This window comes from Escherichia sp. E2562 (genome assembly GCF_005781075.1).
In the GTDB taxonomy this organism is placed as follows: domain Bacteria; phylum Pseudomonadota; class Gammaproteobacteria; order Enterobacterales; family Enterobacteriaceae; genus Escherichia.
On record NZ_VATM01000003.1, the window covers coordinates 380,574 to 399,615 of the forward strand.

Annotated in this window: 19 protein-coding genes and 1 pseudogene; 12 read left to right on the forward strand and 8 right to left on the reverse strand. The window is 50.2% G+C overall.

The window, feature by feature from the left end:
* The first annotated feature begins 27 nt into the window (after positions 1-27).
* Together msrA and FEK43_RS05680 are read left to right on the forward strand one after the other, a co-directional pair.
* Positions 28-666 (forward strand): peptide-methionine (S)-S-oxide reductase MsrA, encoded by a 639-nt coding sequence (msrA, locus tag FEK43_RS05675; protein WP_131161328.1) that lies wholly within the window; start codon positions 28-30, stop codon positions 664-666.
* A 187-nt stretch (positions 667-853) separates the two neighbouring features.
* A complete protein-coding gene (locus FEK43_RS05680; protein ID WP_135408757.1) occupies positions 854-2,221 on the forward strand; it encodes a hemolysin family protein in 1,368 nt (455 codons plus the stop codon).
* A 60-nt stretch (positions 2,222-2,281) separates the two neighbouring features.
* On the opposite strand, the gene FEK43_RS05685 is transcribed toward FEK43_RS05680, so the two are convergent.
* Positions 2,282-2,488: a DUF1107 domain-containing protein gene (locus FEK43_RS05685; RefSeq protein WP_000689228.1), complete on the reverse strand. Its 207-nt coding sequence runs from the start codon at positions 2,486-2,488 to the stop codon at positions 2,282-2,284.
* Between the two features lie 324 nt (positions 2,489-2,812).
* Here FEK43_RS05685 and FEK43_RS05690 point away from each other — a divergent pair, with 324 nt between their 5' ends.
* The gene (locus FEK43_RS05690) at positions 2,813-3,370 is read left to right on the forward strand and encodes a YtfJ family protein (protein ID WP_135408754.1); all 558 of its coding nucleotides are present in this window, start codon (positions 2,813-2,815) and stop codon (positions 3,368-3,370) included.
* Here FEK43_RS05690 and cysQ read toward each other — a convergent pair.
* Positions 3,360-4,100, reverse strand: a complete 741-nt coding sequence (cysQ, locus tag FEK43_RS05695) for a 3'(2'),5'-bisphosphate nucleotidase CysQ (protein ID WP_130206045.1) — start codon at positions 4,098-4,100, stop codon at positions 3,360-3,362. The genes FEK43_RS05690 and cysQ overlap by 11 nt on opposite strands.
* 171 nt (positions 4,101-4,271) lie before the next feature.
* On the opposite strand from cysQ, the gene cpdB reads away from it, so the two are divergent.
* Positions 4,272-6,215 (forward strand): 2',3'-cyclic-nucleotide 2'-phosphodiesterase, encoded by a 1,944-nt coding sequence (gene cpdB / locus FEK43_RS05700; RefSeq protein WP_135408752.1) that lies wholly within the window; start codon positions 4,272-4,274, stop codon positions 6,213-6,215.
* Between the two features lie 212 nt (positions 6,216-6,427).
* Here the strand turns inward: cpdB and FEK43_RS05705 are convergent, their stop codons facing one another.
* Positions 6,428-6,808: a helix-turn-helix domain-containing protein gene (locus FEK43_RS05705; protein ID WP_000084622.1), complete on the reverse strand. Its 381-nt coding sequence runs from the start codon at positions 6,806-6,808 to the stop codon at positions 6,428-6,430.
* A gap of 88 nt (positions 6,809-6,896) precedes the next feature.
* Here FEK43_RS05705 and FEK43_RS05710 point away from each other — a divergent pair, with 88 nt between their 5' ends.
* From FEK43_RS05710 to ytfE, 3 genes are all read left to right on the forward strand, one after another.
* Complete coding sequence (locus FEK43_RS05710) at positions 6,897-7,745, forward strand: SDR family oxidoreductase (RefSeq protein ID WP_135408750.1); 849 nt, start codon at positions 6,897-6,899, stop codon at positions 7,743-7,745.
* Positions 7,746-7,852: 107 nt separating this feature from the next.
* Positions 7,853-8,818 (forward strand): DMT family transporter, encoded by a 966-nt coding sequence (locus FEK43_RS05715; RefSeq protein WP_131161393.1) that lies wholly within the window; start codon positions 7,853-7,855, stop codon positions 8,816-8,818.
* A 107-nt stretch (positions 8,819-8,925) separates the two neighbouring features.
* On the forward strand, positions 8,926-9,588 hold the full coding sequence (gene ytfE / locus FEK43_RS05720; RefSeq protein WP_000331451.1) for an iron-sulfur cluster repair protein YtfE: 663 nt from the start codon (positions 8,926-8,928) through the stop codon (positions 9,586-9,588).
* 52 nt (positions 9,589-9,640) lie between these two features.
* Here the strand turns inward: ytfE and FEK43_RS05725 are convergent, their stop codons facing one another.
* Both FEK43_RS05725 and FEK43_RS05730 read right to left on the reverse strand, forming a co-directional pair.
* Positions 9,641-11,134 carry a hypothetical protein gene (locus tag FEK43_RS05725; protein WP_138158457.1) on the reverse strand — a complete coding sequence of 498 codons (1,494 nt, stop codon included), beginning with the start codon at positions 11,132-11,134 and terminating at the stop codon, positions 9,641-9,643.
* A gap of 32 nt (positions 11,135-11,166) precedes the next feature.
* Complete coding sequence (locus FEK43_RS05730; RefSeq protein ID WP_135408865.1) at positions 11,167-12,324, reverse strand: hypothetical protein; 1,158 nt, start codon at positions 12,322-12,324, stop codon at positions 11,167-11,169.
* Between the two features lie 126 nt (positions 12,325-12,450).
* Here FEK43_RS05730 and FEK43_RS23310 point away from each other — a divergent pair.
* Positions 12,451-12,549 (forward strand): annotated as a pseudogene (locus FEK43_RS23310) (hypothetical protein); the annotation flags it as partial.
* 41 nt (positions 12,550-12,590) lie between these two features.
* On the opposite strand, the gene cycA reads toward FEK43_RS23310, so the two are convergent.
* Positions 12,591-13,994, reverse strand: coding sequence for a D-serine/D-alanine/glycine transporter (cycA, locus tag FEK43_RS05735; RefSeq protein ID WP_130206033.1), 1,404 nt, complete (start codon positions 13,992-13,994; stop codon positions 12,591-12,593).
* 301 nt (positions 13,995-14,295) lie between these two features.
* The gene (gene fklB, locus FEK43_RS05740) at positions 14,296-14,916 is read right to left on the reverse strand and encodes an FKBP-type peptidyl-prolyl cis-trans isomerase (protein WP_064525832.1); all 621 of its coding nucleotides are present in this window, start codon (positions 14,914-14,916) and stop codon (positions 14,296-14,298) included.
* A gap of 217 nt (positions 14,917-15,133) precedes the next feature.
* Here fklB and ytfB point away from each other — a divergent pair, with 217 nt between their 5' ends.
* Entirely contained in the window at positions 15,134-15,769 is a 636-nt protein-coding gene (gene ytfB / locus FEK43_RS05745; protein WP_130259529.1) for a cell division protein YtfB, read from the forward strand.
* Here ytfB and FEK43_RS05750 read toward each other — a convergent pair.
* Positions 15,753-16,400, reverse strand: a complete 648-nt coding sequence (locus FEK43_RS05750) for a TetR/AcrR family transcriptional regulator (RefSeq protein WP_130206029.1) — start codon at positions 16,398-16,400, stop codon at positions 15,753-15,755. The genes ytfB and FEK43_RS05750 overlap by 17 nt on opposite strands.
* A gap of 211 nt (positions 16,401-16,611) precedes the next feature.
* Between FEK43_RS05750 and FEK43_RS05755 the strand changes: the two genes are divergently transcribed.
* Genes FEK43_RS05755 through FEK43_RS05765 form a run of 3 tightly spaced genes read left to right on the forward strand, consistent with a single transcriptional unit; the run spans position 16,612 to position 19,041 of the window.
* A complete protein-coding gene (locus tag FEK43_RS05755; protein WP_130216695.1) occupies positions 16,612-17,403 on the forward strand; it encodes a 3-ketoacyl-ACP reductase in 792 nt (263 codons plus the stop codon).
* A 9-nt stretch (positions 17,404-17,412) separates the two neighbouring features.
* Positions 17,413-18,255 (forward strand): sugar phosphate isomerase/epimerase family protein, encoded by an 843-nt coding sequence (locus FEK43_RS05760; RefSeq protein ID WP_130206027.1) that lies wholly within the window; start codon positions 17,413-17,415, stop codon positions 18,253-18,255.
* A 9-nt stretch (positions 18,256-18,264) separates the two neighbouring features.
* Positions 18,265-19,041, forward strand: a complete 777-nt coding sequence (locus tag FEK43_RS05765; RefSeq protein WP_130259528.1) for an enoyl-CoA hydratase/isomerase family protein — start codon at positions 18,265-18,267, stop codon at positions 19,039-19,041.
* Position 19,042 lies beyond the last annotated feature (1 nt).

Below are 19,042 nucleotides of genomic sequence, written 5' to 3' on the forward strand. Positions count from 1 at the left end.
ATGACCGACTTTCGGGAGAACGACACCATGAGTTTATTTGATAAAAAGCATCTGGTTTCCCCCACCGATGCCCTTCCTGGACGGAATACCCCGATGCCCGTAGCTACGCTGCATGCGGTCAACGGTCACTCAATGACAAATGTGCCTGACGGAATGGAGATCGCCATTTTTGCGATGGGCTGTTTCTGGGGCGTTGAACGCCTTTTCTGGCAACTTCCCGGTGTTTACAGTACTGCCGCAGGCTACACTGGCGGTTACACGCCAAACCCGACTTATCGGGAAGTGTGTTCCGGTGAGACCGGCCACGCCGAAGCGGTGCGAGTGGTTTACGATCCGTCGGTAATCAGCTATGAACAACTGTTGCAGGTTTTCTGGGAAAACCACGATCCTGCACAAGGGATGCGTCAAGGTAATGATCACGGCACGCAGTACCGTTCCGCGATTTACCCGCTGACACCAGAACAGGATGCCGCCGCCCGCGCCAGTCTGGAACGTTTTCAGGCCGCAATGCTCACCGCCGATGACAATCGCCAGATAACCACCGAGATTGCTAACGCCACACCGTTCTATTATGCCGAAGATGACCACCAACAGTATCTACATAAAAACCCTTATGGCTATTGCGGAATTGGTGGAATAGGCGTTTGTCTGCCGCCTGAAGTGTAGTATTAAAAGGTGGCCCCAAAGTGAAATGAGACAAAAATTTAACCCTCTGGCGACTTTACAGTACCTTACGCTATACTAGCCTCTGAAAATGCCGGTTCACTCTCTTCGAATCGGCTTTCAATGTGTATTTCACACAAATTAATCAACTTCCCCTTCCGAGGATCTGACCTGAACGGTTAGATAAGATATGTTAAACAGTATTTTAGTCATACTCTGCTTGATCGCCGTAAGTGCGTTCTTCTCGATGTCCGAGATCTCGCTTGCCGCCTCACGCAAAATCAAACTTAAACTGCTGGCTGATGAAGGCAATATAAATGCCCAACGCGTTATGAATATGCAGGAAAATCCCGGCATGTTCTTTACCGTGGTACAAATCGGTCTGAACGCAGTGGCGATTCTCGGCGGTATCGTCGGTGATGCAGCGTTCTCCCCGGCTTTTAACAGCCTGTTCTCCCGCTATATGTCGGCAGAGCTCTCTGAGCAACTGAGCTTTATTCTCTCTTTCTCGTTAGTGACTGGCATGTTTATCCTGTTTGCGGATTTAACCCCGAAACGCATCGGTATGATTGCGCCAGAAGCTGTGGCTTTGCGTATCATCAACCCGATGCGCTTCTGCCTGTACGTCTGCACCCCGCTGGTATGGTTCTTCAACGGCCTGGCGAACATGATCTTCCGTATCTTTAAACTGCCGATGGTGCGCAAGGATGACATCACTTCCGATGATATTTACGCGGTAGTAGAAGCGGGGGCGCTGGCGGGGGTATTACGTAAACAAGAGCATGAACTGATTGAAAACGTGTTCGAGCTTGAATCCCGTACTGTCCCGTCGTCTATGACTCCGCGTGAGAACGTCATCTGGTTCGATCTCCACGAAGACGAGCAAAGTCTGAAGAATAAAGTGGCGGAACATCCGCACTCAAAATTCCTCGTCTGTACTGAAGATATCGACCACATCATCGGCTATGTGGATTCGAAAGATCTGCTTAACCGCGTGCTGGCCAATCAAAGCCTGGCGCTGAACAGTGGCGTACAAATTCGCAACACGCTGATCGTGCCAGACACGCTGACCCTTTCTGAGGCGCTGGAAAGTTTTAAAACTGCGGGCGAAGACTTTGCAGTAATCATGAATGAATACGCGCTGGTTGTGGGGATAATCACCCTCAACGACGTGATGACCACACTGATGGGCGATCTGGTTGGTCAGGGTCTGGAAGAGCAGATTGTGGCGCGTGATGAGAACTCATGGCTAATCGATGGTGGAACACCGATTGATGACGTGATGCGTGTACTGGATATTGACGAGTTCCCGCAGTCAGGCAATTACGAAACCATTGGCGGCTTTATGATGTTTATGCTGCGTAAGATCCCCAAACGCACTGATTCGGTGAAATTCGCCGGCTACAAATTTGAAGTGGTGGATATCGATAACTACCGCATCGACCAGCTGCTGGTAACGCGGATCGACAGCAAAGCCACCGTCCTTTCGCCAAAACTGACTGACGCTAAAGATAAAGACAAAGATAAAGATAAAGATAAAGAAGAAAACGTCGCATAACCTCAGAAACATCAACGGCTCCTGAATCAGGAGCCGTCTTATTACTGCATAGCACTTTGGTTAAGCCATCTCTGTTTGCAGACGCATAACCTGACGGTTTACTTCGGACATCACTGATAAATGCAGTTTATCCTTCACTTTTGGGATAAGAATTTTACCCTTATCAAATTCAAAAGCGCCAACATCCTTGATGTATAACCGTCCACGAAACAGGATCTTCACGTACTTCGCCACTTGCAGTGGGTTGTACCGTTGGAAAATTTTCATTGTTGTCTCCTGCTGAGTATTACGCCTTTGCGGTACCACAATCGGTCCAACTATTATGAGGCGCAAATTTTAATGCCTAATGACTATAGACTACTGCGGTAATGTTTCCAGCCTGTATGAGTTTTTTTACCGTAACGTTACAATTATTCAGAATTATCTTTTCGCCTAATCAGAATCTTTAGTATAAGCATTCATTTTTCATATGATTTGTGCGCTTGTCCGCAAACTGGCATCACACTTGCGGGATTTTCGATAAATAGCACATATGATTAAAAGTCAGACCCAAGTGGTCGGATCACCTGCATATCATAAGAAGGAAACACCATGACTCTACGCAAGATTCTGGCCCTCACCTGCCTGCTGCTGCCGATGATGGCCTCTGCACATCAGTTCGAAACCGGCCAGCGAGTACCGCCGATTGGCATTACCGATCGTGGCGAGTTGGTGCTTGATAAAGATCAGTTTAGCTACAAAACCTGGAACAGCGCGCAGTTAGCGGGAAAAGTGCGAGTGCTACAACATATAGCTGGTCGTACGTCAGCCAAAGAGAAAAACGCGACGCTGATAGAAGCGATTAAATCGGCGAAGTTGCCGCACGATCGCTACCAGACCACCACCATTGTCAACACAGATGACGCAATTCCGGGTTCCGGCATGTTTGTGCGCAGCAGTCTGGAAAGTAATAAAAAGCTTTATCCGTGGTCGCAGTTTATTGTCGATAGCAACGGCGTCGCGCGCGGCGCCTGGCAGTTGGATGAAGAGAGTTCTGCCATTGCCGTGCTCGATAAAGACGGCCGAGTGCAATGGGCGAAGGACGGAGCGCTCACCCAGGCAGAGGTGCAGCAAGTGATGGACTTGCTGCATAAGTTGCTCAATAAATAGAAACTCTGAATCCTGGGTTCAGGAACGATTCACGCGGGGTATAATCCAGCGGTTTACCCTGCCAATCGTGTACGTGCGCTCCGGCTGCAGCAGCAACAGCGTGGCCGGCGGCAGTGTCCCAAATATTGGTTGGTCCGAAACGTGGGTAGAGCTGCGCCTGCCCTTCCGCCACCAGACAGAATTTCAGCGAAGAGCCAATGGACGTCGTCTGATGTTCGCCAAGCTGTTGCAGATACTCTTTCAGCTCTGCATCCGCATGGGATCGGCTAATGACCACCAGCGGCGGCCGCGCATCGCGTACCTGAATCTGCTTGCGCACGCCGCACTCTTCTTTCCAGGCTTTGCCTTCTGCCGCACTGTACATTACGTTCATTACTGGCGCATACACCACACCTAAAATCGGTTTTCCGTGGTCGATGAGCGCAATATTAACGGTGAATTCGCCGTTACGTTTAATAAACTCTTTAGTGCCATCCAGCGGGTCCACCAGCCAGTAACGCTGCCAGTGCTGACGGACTTCCCAGCCGGGAGGATCTTCTTCAGACAGAACCGGAATATCCGGCGTCAGCGTACGTAAACCGTCCATGATTACGGTATGCGCGGCAATGTCCGCCGCTGTCACCGGTGAGTTATCCGCTTTGCTGACGACGTCCATCGGTTTCGTCCCGTCGTAGACCTGCATAATGGCATCGCCCGCAATCCGTGCGAGTTGACATACTTGTTCTAACATTCTCCACCTCTTTTGTTTCAGTGGTGTTAACTCGTTGTTTTACTTATACCCTATCGTTAAAGAATCCGCCAACTGTGATGGCGTCATCGTTTCCTGATTTATTATTTATGGCATCCTTCAACGCTCTGTATGAAAGACGTTTCATCTACTCATTCATAAAAGGATGCCCAGATGGTTAAGTTTAGTGCAACGCTCCTTGCTACGCTGATTGCCGCCAGTGTGAATGCGGCAACAGTCGATCTCCGCATAATGGAAACCTCTGATTTGCATAGCAATATGATGGATTTCGATTATTACAAAGACTCCGCCACAGAAAAATTCGGACTGGTTCGTACTGCGAGTCTGATTAATGGCGCGCGTAATGAAGTGAAAAACAGCGTGCTGGTCGATAACGGCGATTTGATTCAGGGGAGTCCGCTGGCAGATTACATGTCGGCGAAAGGATTAAAAGCAGGTGATGTTCATCCGGTTTATAAGGCGCTGAATACGCTGGATTATACGGTCGGCACACTCGGCAATCATGAATTTAACTACGGTCTGGATTACCTGAAAAATGCGCTGGCAGGGGCGAAATTCCCTTATATAAACGCCAACGTCATTGACGCTAAGACCAAACAGCCGATGTTTACGCCGTATTTAATTAAAGACACCGAAGTGGTCGATAAAGACGGGAAAAAACAGACGCTGAAAATTGGCTACATTGGCGTCGTGCCACCGCAGATTATGAGCTGGGATAAAGCCAATTTATCCGGCAAAGTCACCGTTAACGATATTACTGAAACGGTGCGCAAGTTCGTACCAGAAATGCGCGAGAAAGGGGCCGATGTTGTTGTCGTCCTGGCGCATTCTGGTTTGTCTGCCGATCCGTATAAAGTGATGGCGGAAAACTCAGTTTATTATCTCAGTGAAATTCCGGGCGTTGACGCCATTATGTTTGGCCATGCTCACGCCGTCTTCCCGAGTAAAGATTTTGCCGATATTAAAGGCGCGGATATTGCCAAAGGTACGCTGAACGGCGTTCCGGCGGTAATGCCTGGCATGTGGGGCGATCATCTGGGCGTGGTCGATCTGCAACTCAATAATGACAGCGGGAAATGGCAGGTGACGCAGGCGAAAGCGAAGGCTCGCCCAATCTACGATATCGCCAATAAAAAATCCCTCGCGGCGGAAGACAGTAAACTGGTCGATACGCTCAAAGCCGATCACGACGCCACACGCCAGTTTGTCAGCAAACCGATCGGTAAATCTGCCGACAACATGTATAGCTATCTGGCGCTGGTGCAGGATGATCCGACCGTGCAGGTAGTGAACAACGCGCAAAAAGCGTATGTCGAACATTACATTCAGGGCGATCCGGACCTGGCAAAACTGCCGGTGCTCTCTGCTGCCGCGCCGTTTAAAGTCGGTGGGCGTAAGAACGACCCTGCCAGTTATGTCGAAGTGGAAAAAGGCCAGTTGACCTTCCGTAATGCCGCCGATCTCTATCTCTATCCCAATACGCTTATCGTGGTGAAAGCCAGCGGTAAAGAGGTGAAAGAGTGGCTGGAGTGCTCCGCCGGGCAGTTTAATCAGATAGACCCCAACAGCACTCAACCACAGTCACTCATCAACTGGGATGGTTTCCGTACCTATAACTTTGATGTGATTGATGGCGTGAATTATCAGATTGATGTTACCCAGCCCGCCCGCTATGACGGCGAATGTCAGGTGGTTAATGCCAATGCAGAGCGGATTAAGAACCTGACCTTTAACGGTAAACCCATTGATCCGAACGCCATGTTCCTCGTTGCCACCAATAACTATCGCGCTTACGGCGGCAAATTTGCCGGAACAGGTGATAGCCATATTGCCTTTACTTCACCGGATGAGAACCGTTCGGTACTGGCAGCGTGGATTGCTGAAGAGTCTAAACGTGCGGGAGAAATCCACCCGGCGGCAGATAACAACTGGCGTCTAGCGCCGATTGCTGGCGATAAGAAACTGGATATCCGTTTCGAAACATCCCCGTCAGATAAAGCCGCAGCATTTATTAAAGAGAAAGGGCAGTATCCGATGAATAAAGTCGCGACCGATGATATCGGCTTTGCGATTTATCAGGTGGATTTGAGTAAGTAAAACACTTCATTTTCGGCCTACAAATCATCAACCGCATCCGGCATTTATTGTCGGATGCGATGCTGGCGCATCTTATCCGCCCTACAAGCCATGAACCGTAGACCGGATAAGCGCAGCTCATCCGGCTCTTCCTGGCGGATGCGATGCTGGCGCATCTTATCCGCCCTACAAGCTATGAACCGTAGGCCGTAGAAGCGCAGCGCATCCGGCTGTTATGCCGCACGTTCATCCCGCACCGCCAACACCTCGGGCAAATTCAACTCAATCCAGTCCGCCAGTGCAGCAACCTTTTCGCTCACCTGCTCGCCCAGCGGCGTGAGGCTATATTCCACATGCGGCGGCACCACCGGATACGCGATACGGTTAAGAAAACCATCCTGCTCTAACGCCTGTAACGACTGCGCAAGCATCTTTTCACTCACCCCGCCGATTTTGCGCCGCAGGTCGCTAAAGCGATGAGTACCTTCGCGTAGCGCCACCAGAATCAATACCCCCCAACGGCTGGTGACGTGTTTCAACACCTCGCGCGAAGGGCACTGTTCAGCAAAGAGATTTCCCTCTTTCAGTTGTTGCGACAGGCTAACCTGACTCATCTCATACTTACCTTTTTGTACGTACTTACTAAAAGTAAGTTTAGGTGTTAGCGTATTTAAACACAAGACAAACAGATGGAGACTTCCCATGATCGCTATTACTGGCGCAACTGGCCAACTTGGTCACTATATTATTGAATCCTTGATGAAATCGGTTTCTGCCAGCCAAATAGTGGCTATCGTTCGTAATCCGGCAAAAGCCCATGCATTGAACGCACAAGGCATTGCCGTGCGTCAGGCTGACTACGGAAATGAAGCCGCACTGACATCTGCGCTACAGGGCGTGGAAAAACTGCTGCTGATCTCTTCCAGCGAAGTGGGTCAACGTGCCCCGCAGCATCGTAATGTTATTAATGCCGCAAAGGCGGCTGGCGTGAAATTTATCGCTTATACCAGCCTGCTACATGCAGATACCTCACCGCTCGGCCTCGCCGATGAGCACATCGAAACCGAGAAAATGCTGGCTGATTCTGGCATCGCTTATACCCTGCTGCGTAACGGCTGGTACACCGAAAACTACCTCGCCAGCGCCCCGGCAGCACTGGAGCACGGCGTATTTATCGGTGCCGCGGGCGATGGCAAAATTGCCTCAGCCATGCGCGCAGATTATGCAGAAGCTGCGGCGCGCGTAATGAGCGAAACAGGCCACGAAGGCAAAATTTATGAACTGGCGGGCGATAGTGCCTGGACGTTGACACAGTTAGCGGCAGAGCTAACCAAACAGAGCGGCAAACAGGTTACCTATCAAAACCTGAGCGAAGCCGATTTCGCCGCGGCACTGAAAAGCGTCGGACTGCCTGACGGACTGGCGGATTCTGACGTTGGCGCATCGAAAGGCGGTCTGTTTGATGACAGCAAAACGCTTAGCAAATTAATTGGCCGCCCAACGACAACGCTAGCCGAAAGCGTAAGCCATCTTTTTAATGTTAATAACTAGTTAATTAAAGTGGCATCCTCCCGCATCCTCTCTGATAATGACGGGATGCCGGGAGCAATCACGTCTGCTTCCTGAACTTTCTTCTGACAGACCAATGGATGCCAGTAATGATTAGCGGCGTGCTGTACGCCCTGTTAGCAGGGTTGATGTGGGGGCTTATTTTTGTCGGGCCGTTGATCGTGCCAGAATACCCAGCGATGTTGCAGTCGATGGGGCGTTATCTGGCGTTAGGGTTAATTGCGCTGCCCATTGCCTGGCTGGGACGCGTGCGTCTGCGTCAGTTGGCGCGTCGCGACTGGCTTACCGCACTAATGCTCACCATGATGGGCAACCTCATCTATTACTTCTGTCTCGCCAGTGCCATTCAACGTACCGGCGCGCCTGTTTCCACGATGATTATCGGAACTCTGCCGGTAGTTATTCCTGTCTTCGCCAATCTGCTTTATAGCCAGCGCGACGGCAAACTCGCGTGGGGAAAACTCGCCCCGGCGCTGGTTTGTATTGGCATCGGCCTGGCGTGTGTGAATATTGCTGAGTTAAACCACGGACTCCCCGATTTTGACTGGGCTCGTTATACCTCAGGCATCGTGCTGGCGTCAGTCTCTGTAGTCTGTTGGGCGTGGTATGCCCTGCGCAACGCCCGCTGGCTGCGGGAAAACCCAGACAAACATCCAATGATGTGGGCGACGGCCCAGGCACTGGTCACACTGCCGGTTTCTCTCATCGGCTATCTCGTCGCTTGTTACTGGCTGAATGCCCAAACGCCGGACTTCTCCCTACCCTTTGGCCCCCGTCCGCTGGTGTTTATTAGTCTGATGATTGCCATTGCCGTACTTTGCTCATGGGTCGGTGCACTCTGCTGGAACGTCGCCAGCCAGCGATTACCGACAGTGATTCTCGGGCCGCTGATTGTTTTCGAAACGCTGGCAGGTTTGCTGTACACCTTTTTGCTACGCCAACAAATTCCACCGCTGATGACGCTGAGCGGTATCGCGCTGTTAGTGGTTGGCGTGGTCATTGCAGTCAGAGCAAAACCGGAAAAGCCTTTAACTGAATCTGTCTCAGAAAGTTGACATGCTGGCAGTAAGTTAAATAAGCCTCTGCTACGTAAGGGTTATAGCTTTTGCCTTAAAGATGCATTTAAAATACATCTTATATTATTAAGAATGAGGTATCCGCTATGGCTTATCGCGACCAACCTTTAGGTGAACTGGCGCTCTCTATTCCTCGCGCTTCGGCTCTGTTTCGTAAATATGATATGGATTACTGCTGTGGCGGTAAGCAGACGCTGGCTCGTGCTGCGGCACGTAAAGAGCTGGATGTTGACGTCATTGAGGCCGAGCTGGCAAAGCTTGCTGAACAACCGATTGAGAAAGACTGGCGTAGCGCGCCGCTGGCGGAAATCATCGATCATATCATCGTGCGCTACCACGATCGTCACCGCGAGCAGCTGCCGGAGCTGATCCTGCAAGCTACCAAAGTAGAGCGCGTTCACGCCGACAAACCGAGTGTTCCAAAAGGGCTGACAAAATATCTGACTATGCTGCATGAAGAGCTTTCCAGCCACATGATGAAAGAAGAGCAGATCCTCTTCCCGATGATCAAACAAGGCATGGGCAGCCAGGCAATGGGGCCAATCAGCGTGATGGAAAGCGAGCACGATGAAGCGGGTGAACTGCTGGAAGTGATTAAACACACCACCAATAACGTCACACCGCCGCCGGAAGCCTGCACCACCTGGAAAGCGATGTATAACGGCATTAATGAACTGATTGATGACCTGATGGAGCACATCAGTCTGGAAAACAATGTACTGTTCCCGCGCGCGCTGGCGGGTGAGTGATTTGTTCGATCAACGATCCTGACATGAGCAGGATCGTTGATTATTAAGTGACTCAGTCATTCAATGGAAGTAATTCATTGTTGTAACTGGTGTACCTGCCTTCAACGGTAAGCAGACTGCCATTTTTATCAAGATGCGCCGCATTGAGTTGTCGAGTCTCATTACGCCGCTTCGCATCACGAACCAGCCCATCGCCTACGTAATAAATATAATGGTCATCATGAGCAAAGGTATCTGATAATTGACCATTAGCGTCTTTAAACCAGGTCCATTGGCCTTTCAGTTCAAAATGCTCAACCGTGTCTCCATTAATAAAATACGTATAGCGATCGTCATGTGCTAAATAATTTAATGGTGTGCCATCGGAGCTTTTATACCACTGCCATTGCCCATTGATATCAAAAATAGTCACATCATCGCTCGCAATGAAATAAACTTTGTTCCCTACAACATTAGCACCTTCCTGTAATTCTTGTTGTGGGCCTGGTAAATGTATGACCGACAGCGTTTTTTCGACTGCAGATATATATTTCACCAGATAGAGCGAATCTTTATATTGCGCCACATTCTCCGTCAGCGGGCGAAAATATTCCGGATCAACATCAGGAATAGTCGCAACCCGGCAATCATTAGCGTGCCGGGAAGCATCACGCGTCAACCATGTTACTTTATCCCGCTGCAGGTCAAACGTACTCCGGCAATTTTTACCGAACGCATAACGTTTCTCCCCGTCTTTATCGCGATAAATCAGCAGTGAACCGGCTATCCAGCGCACAATATGAAAGGTATCCGGATCGGCGTTGATGGCATCTCCATTCACAAAGACCTGCGATTTAGTCCGCCAGATTGTATCCCAGGGTGCGGGATGCCCCCACCTTTCACAACTATTTGGCAAATAAAGAATATTCCGTTGGACCCAGGGTTTAATGTCAAGAATAGAATATCCTTGCGTACTACCCAACCAGCGTCCCTGAAAGTAAAGATTACGACGATCTTTCAGCACATCCGCGGAATCAACTGAATTCATCCTCCCCCCTACCTGTTGCAGCGAATCCATATCGACCTGTTTTTCGCCGTGATTATCATCCGTGCGTTCGCCATCAAAATAGAGGCTGTCTTTATCAGCGGCAAAACGGCCCCAGGCGCGGAATGTTGCGGCATCGACTTTCGGTGTTCCCGGCGGGTTCTGGACTATTTTCCCTGCCCATAAAATATGGCGGCCATCGGTCAACCAGTCGAAACGCCAACTACCGTTAGTTCTGATATTAGTGCCAGCATCCACCTGCACAAAATCATTATTGATATCATCAGGAGAATCATATTCATCATCAGTGCCGTCAGATACACGGCGCAGTTGTTTGAACTTCACCTGTGGTATATGAATATCCGGGAAATAGAGTCCGTAACCGTCGCTATCTTCAACGATATATTTTGTGCCTTGCCCCCACGGCTGGTAATAAAACACAGCAGTAGGCACACCGGAGCAGGCTAGTGAGGAGGTTGAAAATAAAGCCAGTGCGAGACAAAAGGGTTTAATTGGCAACATAGCGTCATCCTGAAGCTGTTAGCGTGAAGAGGTTATTTAAATAAGGGTTTAAGACCGCTCGGGGGTTGCTTCACCGATGACCAACCTCCCTTACCTAAGTTATAACGCAGCCATTCACCTTGTTGGGCGTGCTCTTTCCCAATTCCAGTCGCTTGTTGAGTGTAAAGCTGCCCGTCTGTTGATATAAACGTGTTAGTTAATCCCCAACTACCACCTGCTTCAAGTGAGTCGGAGAGATCCTCTGGCTTGAGATTAATCAACTCCCCTTCGCCCAGGGCGTTGGTTGTGACTTTATAAATTTGGTTCTTATATAAACCGGTATTCCGAACAAATAGATAAAAATATTCCGGATCAACTCCCGCCAGCGTTTCATAAATACACTCACTGCCCGCTGGAGTGGCTTTATGTTTGAGCCAGGACACGTTATTCAGACCAATATTAAAAGGTGCACAGCGATAGCTGGTATCCTCCAGCTCATAGTCATGCTCACCGCTTTTATCGCGATAAACCAACCGTTCGCCAGGCATCCAACGTTTAATCTGAAAGGTTTTGCGATCGGCGGGCAGCGGCTTGCCATTAACAATCACCTGCGAATTTGTCAGCACAACAAATTGCAGGGATGAATCATGCCGCACGATTTGAAACCCGTCAGCGCTTCCCAACCAGCGCCCCTTATGCCAGAGACTATTTTTATCACGCAGTAAATTCCAGATGTCCGTCTCTTCCAGAGTTGACATATCTACCTGCTTATCACCGCTATTATCATCGGTACGCTGGCCGTCAAAATAGACGCTGCGTTTATCGGCAGCGAAAGCGCCGAATGCCTGAAAACTGGCGGCATCGACTTTAGGTTTACCGGGTGGATTTTTCAGGACTTTGCCAGACCAAAGAACAGAGCGTCCATCGGTGAGCCAGGTATGCTGGCAATCCCCCTCATCATCGCAATCGAACTTATCGGGATTAAAATCGGACAGTAAACGGGTTTCTTGTTTATTGGCTAAATTGGCAATGCGCCAGAGGCGGGAAAAATTAACGTCCGGCAGTTCGGAGAGGATCTCATCTTTTTCTCCCTTCTGTTCGGCGACATAAACCGTGCTTTTCTCCTGCTGGCGGTAATAAAAATCTGCGCCCCAGGAAGGTGAAATGGAGAGAGGTAATGCGGCGATTAATAACCAACTGTGCTTAGCCATAGTGAACTCTGCAATGAGTGGCAAAGATCCACGGTAAGCCCGCGCCTGAGAGCTGTCGATGACAGGAAGTATTTTTAGGAATGTATAAAGACAAAGGAGATTGCTGACAAAGTGTGCTTTGTTCATGCCGGATGCGGCGTAAACGCCTTATCCGGCCTACAAAAGCACGCAAATTCAATATATTGCAGAGGTTCTGTAGGCCTGATAAGCGTAGCGCATCAGGCAATTTTGCAGCCTGAAAGACACCCGCAGGTGCCTTAGCGGCATTACTTCGCCATGCGTTTTTTACCAATAAACAGCCAGCCCAGCCCCAGCGCGATAAACCACAGTGGGGTAACCAGCAGCGCCTGGCGGGTGTCATCTTCCAGCGTCAGCAGCACGATGACGAACACAAAGAACGCCATACATACCCAGCACATCAGCTTGCCGAGCGGCATCTTGTAGATTGACTTCTCATGCAGGTGCGGGCGCTGCTTGCGATACACCAGGTATGAGCAAAGGATAATCGTCCAGACAAACATAAACAGAATCGCGGAAACCGTCGTGATCATCGTGAACGCGCCAATCACGCTTGGATTCACGTACAACATCACCACACCGCCGAGCAGACAGATACAAGAGAAGGTAAGCCCTTTCGCTGGTACTGCACGTTTAGAGAGTTTAGCGAACGCTTTCGGCGCCACACCTTCCTGCGCCAGACCAAACAGCATGCGACTAGTAGAGAAGACGCCACTGTTAGCGGAAGAAGCCGCAGACGTCAGCACCACAAAGTTGATCACGCTGGCAGCAGCAGGCAGCCCCACCAACACGAACAGTTCAACAAACGGGCTTTTATCCGGGACTACCGAACTCCACGGCGTCACGGACATAATCACAATCAGCGCGAAGACGTAGAACATAATAATGCGGATCGGAATAGAGTTAATTGCGCGCGGCAGTGATTTCTCAGGATCTTTGGTTTCCGCAGCAGTAGTACCTACCAGCTCAATCCCCACGAAAGCGAAAACCGCTATCTGGAATCCGGCAAAGAAGCCGCTTAAGCCTTTCGGGAACCAGCCGCCGTCATTCCACAAATGCGCAAATGACGCTTCCACACCGGTCGGAGACTGGAAGTGCATCATCACCATGACCAGGCCGACGATAATCAACGACACGATGGCGACGATTTTGATCATCGCAAACCAGAACTCCATCTCACCGAACATTTTCACGGTGGCGAGGTTCAGGGTCAGCAACAGCACTATCACCGCCAACGAGGCGACCCAGTCAGATAGCCCCGGAAACCAGAACTGCGCATAAGCCGTGATGGCAACCACGTCCGCCATACCGGTAACCACCCAGCAGAACCAATAAGTCCAGCCAGTGAAATATCCTGCCCACGGCCCTAATAAATCGGAAGCGAAGTCACTAAAAGATTTGTATTCCAGATTCGAAAGCAGCAATTCCCCCATTGCCCGCATCACGAAAAAGAGCATAAAACCGATGATCATATAAACGAAAATGATCGACGGCCCGGCAAGACTGATTGTTTTACCGGATCCCATAAACAACCCCGTACCAATGGCGCCGCCAATGGCAATAAGCTGAATATGCCGGTTTGTGAGATTGCGCCGTAGCGACTGTTCAGCCGGAGCCTGATCATCGGCAACGACTTTTACCTGATCTACCATGTTTTTTCTTCCTGTCTGTGTTGTTCAGGCTCTGCGGCCTTTAGTCAGTCTATGATACGACGAATCTGTATCGGGACTCATCGATATTAGGAAACAATACGTGGGATGAATACTAAGATTTAGATCTAATGTTAATTTTATGTTTAAAGTGAGTGTCATATCACGGTGATAACGCGAAACAGCTCACAAAAATACACGCTTACGGAGTGTTTGCAACACAAAATATCGCCTATTGGCAAACTGAAGGGTTTATTGCTAAATGCCTGCTCCCCTCTGGCTCGAGGGGAACAGAATACGCTGTTTAGAGGATTTCCAGCAGCTCGACTTCAAACACCAGGGTGCTGAACGGAGGGATGGACGCGCCAGCGCCGCGCTCGCCATAGGCCAGTTCCTGCGGGATAGTCAGTTCCCACTTAGAACCTACTGGCATCAGAGTCAGTGCTTCAATCCAGCCAGGGATCACGCCGTTCACCGGGAATTCAGCCGGTTCGCCACGGGCAACAGAGCTGTCAAATACAGTGCCGTCGATCAATTTACCGGTGTAATGAACGCGGACGCGGTCGGTACGGGCAGGAATTGCGCCTTCGCCCTGGTTGATCACGCGGAATTGCAGGCCGGATTCAGTGCTGTTCACGCCTTCTTTTTTAGCGTTTTCTTCAAGATATTTCACACCTTCAGCAGCCATCGACTGGAAACGCTGACGACGAACAGCATCGGCACGTTCATGGATTTCACGCAGCGCGCGGTGCACCACATCAACCGGAACAGCCGGATGTTTGCCTTCCAGCGCGTCGGCAATACCTGCAACCAGCGCTTCTGGCAGCAGCCCTTCCAGACCAGATTCACTCAGTTGTTGCCCTACCTGCAAACCAATGCCGTAGCTTGCTTGCGCTTCGATGGTGTCAAAAGTTGGGGTGGTCATCGTATTTCCTTCCTCAGGGTATAAAGTAACGGGCAGCATATCAGCCACACTTCCTTGGGTAAAACTTTGTCGCGAGAGTGATGACAAATCCCGGGGAAAAAGAAACAATAGCAATATCCCGTATGAATATAATAGAGGCGGGTTTACCACGGACATCATAGCGTTAGCTTATTCATAGGCTATGATTGAGGAACAAGACGCGGAGCAGGAGGAAACCATGCCCGGGCGCTTTGAACTAAAACCAACCCTGGAGAAGGTCTGGCACGCGCCAGACAACTTTCGCTTCATGGATCCGCTACCACCGATGCATCGTCGGGGGATTATTATTGCCGCCATTATTTTGGTGGTCGGTTTTCTGCTTCCGTCTGAGGATGCGCCCGACTCCCCCGTCGTGACGCGTGAAGCGCAGCTGGATATTCAGTCGCAATCTCAGCCGCCGACAGAAGAACAACTTCGGGCGCAGCTAGTTACGCCGCAAAACGATCCGGATCAAGTTGCCCCGGTCGCTCCAGAACCAATACAGGAAGGTCAACCGGAAGAGCAGCAAACTACGCAAGCGCAACCTTTCCAGCCAGATAGCGGTATTGACAATCAATGGCGCTCTTATCGTGTTGAAGCCGGTAAAACGATGGCACAACTGTTCCGCGACCACGGTCTGCCTCCTACCGATGTATACGCAATGGCACAGGTAGAAGGCGCAGGTAAACCATTAAGTAATTTGCAAAACGGGCAGATAGTGAAAATCCGCCAGAACGCCAGCGGCGTGGTGACGGGCTTAACCATTGATACGGGGAATAATCAACAAGTCTTGTTTACCCGCCAGCCGGATGGCAGTTTTATTCGCGCTCGATAGCTGAAGGGTCAATCAGAAGCCAGCTAAGGACAGTTTCTTTGATGACCTTACGTCTGGCTTCCAGCGCCTGCGGTGAAACCATACTGATGTGATAAACCAGGCCAAGTGTATGCTGGTTTATCAAATAATATCCCCCGAGTGCAGCAATATTAATATTCACCTGCAGCGGGTCGATATCTGGCTTAAAAATATTACGTTTCTTCCCTTCAGCCAATAATGACTCCATTAACTGCAAGTGCGCGTGGTTAATATCCTGGAGGCGCTGTGATTTCGCATAATGCACACCTTTACTTTGGTTTTCGCTATGCACGATCTTTAGAAACCAGGGATTAGATATATAATAATCCCAGGTGAAATCGATAATTTCCTCTATGGCTTTTTGTGGCGGAAGGCCAGAAACATCAAGGGATCTTTCTTTTTGCCGAATATCATTCCAGGTATATTCCAGAACTTCAATAAATAAATTTTCTTTGTTCCCGAAGTGGTGATAAACCGTCTGTTTACTGCACCCTGCGGCCTTCACAATATTATCGACTCTGGCCCCTTCGTAGCCATATTCGGCAAATTCATTGACTGCGCATAACAACAATTTTTCCTTCAGGTTTTGCGCGTGACTGGTATCAAGATACATTCCGCTTCCCCACGTCTTCTTCGTGATGGCTATCATAACCGTATTTGATCTCAGCGACAGCAAAAAGGCAAAACATTGTCTTTCATCGAGTTATCAAATGTCCTGTGATCATTATCGCAGATCAACCAACCAGATGGTTGATCTTTTTACTAACTAGTTGCAAGCTAACCATCACTTAAGGAAACAATATTCAAAAAAAGAGGATTAACCTATGAAATCCACTCGTCCTGTTGCTGTCATCACTGGCGCTGCACGTGGTATTGGAAAGGGTTGTGCGCTGGAACTTGCTCGTGGCGGGTTTAACCTGCTGATTAACGATCGCCCTGATGCCGACAGCGTAGAAAAACTGCATATCACACAACAAGAATGTATGGCAGAAGGCGTGGAAGTCATTTGCTTCCCTGCCGATGTCGGCGATCTCTCCCTACATGAAGAGATGCTCGATGCGGCGCAAAACCAGTGGGGGCGTCTGGACTGTCTGCTCAACAACGCAGGGATTTCAGTGAAAAAGCGCGGTGACCTCCTCGATCTCGAACCAGACAGTTTCGACCAAAACATTGCCATCAATACCCGCGCACCGTTCTTCCTCGCTCAGGCATTCAGTAAACGTCTGCTCGCACAGCCGAAGCCGGAAGCGGAGCTGCCGCACCGTTCGATTATTTTTGTCAGTTCCATAAACGCCATCATGCTGGCGATGAATCGCGGCGAATACACCATTGCCAAAACCGCCGTTTCTGCCGCTGCTCGTCTGTTTGCCGCTCGCCTTTGTAACGAACAAATTGGCGTCTATGAAGTGCGCCCTGGCCTAATAAAAACCGATATGACCATTCCGGCAACCGCCTATTACGACGAATTGATTGCCAAAGGTCTGGTGCCGTGGGGACGTTGGGGTTATCCGGCTGATATCGCCTCCACTGTCCGCGCGATGGCGGAAGGCAAACTGATTTACACCTGTGGTCAGGCGGTCGCCATCGACGGCGGCTTAAGTATGCCGCGCTTCTGAGGCTGAATCATGAGAGATCTGTTACAACGCCCTGATTTATTCAGCATTAATACCGCGACGCTGGGTTATAAAACGCCGCTGCCCGCCATTATTGACGCTTGCGCCGCGCGCGGTATTGGCGCAATAGCCCCCTGGCGCAGAGAATTGCAGGGCGAAGATCTCCAGCAGATCGCCCGCCAACTCGCCGCCAGTAACATGAGCGTCTCCGGTTTGTGCCGTAGCACTTACTACACCGCACCGACGCTGGCGGAACGCAAACTAGCGATTGATGATAACCGCCGGGCGCTGGACGACGCCGCCGTGCTTAACGCCGCCTGTTATATGCAGGTGGTTGGTGGACTGCCAACGGGTACAAAAGATCTGTATGAGGCGCGGGAACAGGTGAAACAAGGGATTCGCCAGTTACTACCGCATTCGAAAGAGGTCGGCGTGCCGATTGCGCTGGAACCGCTGCACCCGATGACCGCAGCCGATCGTTCCTGTTTGTGCACGTTACGCCAGGCGCTGGACTGGTGTGATGAACTCGATCCCGATGGCGAATTTGGCCTCGGCGTCGCGGTAGATGTCTACCACGTTTGGTGGGATCCGGAGCTCGCCAGCCAAATCCTGCGTGCCGGAAAACGCATTCTCGCGTTTCATGTTTCCGACTGGTTAGTACCAACCACCGATCTGGTCAATGATCGGGGAATGCCGGGAGATGGCGTCATCAATATTCCGTCAATCCGTCGGCTGGTTGAAAACGCCGGATTTAATGGCGCTATTGAACTGGAAATATTCTCGCCGTACTGGTGGCAGAAAGATATTAACAGCACGCTGGATATTAGCGTCGATCGCATCGCGCATTATTGTTAAGGAATGAACATGAGTGACCAACCCGTTCTGTTCAGCAGAGCGGCGGCTACCTGCCGCCTGACATTGAACCGTGAAGATAAATGTCATGCTATTAATGAAGAAATGATCGAATCTCTCGATCATTATTTAAATGAAATTGAAAACGACACCACATTACGATTAGTCGAATTAACTGCTACCGGCGATAAATTCTTTTGTGCAGGCGGCGATATTAAATCGTGGTCAGCCTATTCGCCATTAGATATGGGCAGAAAATGGATTAAACGCGGTAATGAGGTTTTTAATCGCCTGCGCAATTTACCCCAATTAACCGTTGCGAATCTCAACGGTCATACCATCGGCGGTGGGATTGAACTTGCTTTGTGCTGTGATATTCGTATCGCTCGCCCCCACGCGAAATTCTCTAATCCTGAAGTGATCCTCGGCATGGTGCCAGGCTGGATGGGCATTGAGCGCGTGCTTAATCAGGTTGGCCCGGTGGTTGGTCGCCAGATGCTGATGCTGGGTAAACGTCTGACGGCACATGAAGCCCAGGCGGCGAATTTAATTGATGAAGTGGTGGAAAAAGAACAGGTAGAAAGCTGGATGGCGAATCAGTTAGCGCAGCTGGAAAAATGTGGTCCGGTGGCACTGGCGCATATTAAGCAACTGATTCTGGCGCTGGAAAATAAACACGCCGATTACTCGCACCAGTTACTGGCAGGGTTAATGTCCGCCACTCAGGATTGCCAGCAGGCGACGCGCGCGTTTGCCGAAAAAAGTAGCGTGAGCTTCCACAATCAATAAG

Coding starts and splice junctions, on each gene's coding strand:
- FEK43_RS05760 (WP_130206027.1), top strand. CDS start 17,413: ATGAGAGATCTGTTACAACGCCCTGATTTATTCAGCATTAATACCGCG.
- FEK43_RS05690 (WP_135408754.1), top strand. CDS start 2,813: ATGACTCTACGCAAGATTCTGGCCCTCACCTGCCTGCTGCTGCCGATG.
- fklB (WP_064525832.1), bottom strand. CDS start 14,916: ATGACCACCCCAACTTTTGACACCATCGAAGCGCAAGCAAGCTACGGC.
- FEK43_RS05685 (WP_000689228.1), bottom strand. CDS start 2,488: ATGAAAATTTTCCAACGGTACAACCCACTGCAAGTGGCGAAGTACGTG.
- FEK43_RS05730 (WP_135408865.1), bottom strand. CDS start 12,324: ATGGCTAAGCACAGTTGGTTATTAATCGCCGCATTACCTCTCTCCATT.
- FEK43_RS05755 (WP_130216695.1), top strand. CDS start 16,612: ATGAAATCCACTCGTCCTGTTGCTGTCATCACTGGCGCTGCACGTGGT.
- FEK43_RS05680 (WP_135408757.1), top strand. CDS start 854: ATGTTAAACAGTATTTTAGTCATACTCTGCTTGATCGCCGTAAGTGCG.
- ytfE (WP_000331451.1), top strand. CDS start 8,926: ATGGCTTATCGCGACCAACCTTTAGGTGAACTGGCGCTCTCTATTCCT.
- cysQ (WP_130206045.1), bottom strand. CDS start 4,100: ATGTTAGAACAAGTATGTCAACTCGCACGGATTGCGGGCGATGCCATT.
- ytfB (WP_130259529.1), top strand. CDS start 15,134: ATGCCCGGGCGCTTTGAACTAAAACCAACCCTGGAGAAGGTCTGGCAC.
- FEK43_RS05710 (WP_135408750.1), top strand. CDS start 6,897: ATGATCGCTATTACTGGCGCAACTGGCCAACTTGGTCACTATATTATT.
- FEK43_RS05715 (WP_131161393.1), top strand. CDS start 7,853: ATGATTAGCGGCGTGCTGTACGCCCTGTTAGCAGGGTTGATGTGGGGG.
- cycA (WP_130206033.1), bottom strand. CDS start 13,994: ATGGTAGATCAGGTAAAAGTCGTTGCCGATGATCAGGCTCCGGCTGAA.
- cpdB (WP_135408752.1), top strand. CDS start 4,272: ATGGTTAAGTTTAGTGCAACGCTCCTTGCTACGCTGATTGCCGCCAGT.
- FEK43_RS05765 (WP_130259528.1), top strand. CDS start 18,265: ATGAGTGACCAACCCGTTCTGTTCAGCAGAGCGGCGGCTACCTGCCGC.
- FEK43_RS05725 (WP_138158457.1), bottom strand. CDS start 11,134: ATGTTGCCAATTAAACCCTTTTGTCTCGCACTGGCTTTATTTTCAACC.
- FEK43_RS05750 (WP_130206029.1), bottom strand. CDS start 16,400: ATGTATCTTGATACCAGTCACGCGCAAAACCTGAAGGAAAAATTGTTG.
- FEK43_RS05705 (WP_000084622.1), bottom strand. CDS start 6,808: ATGAGTCAGGTTAGCCTGTCGCAACAACTGAAAGAGGGAAATCTCTTT.
- msrA (WP_131161328.1), top strand. CDS start 28: ATGAGTTTATTTGATAAAAAGCATCTGGTTTCCCCCACCGATGCCCTT.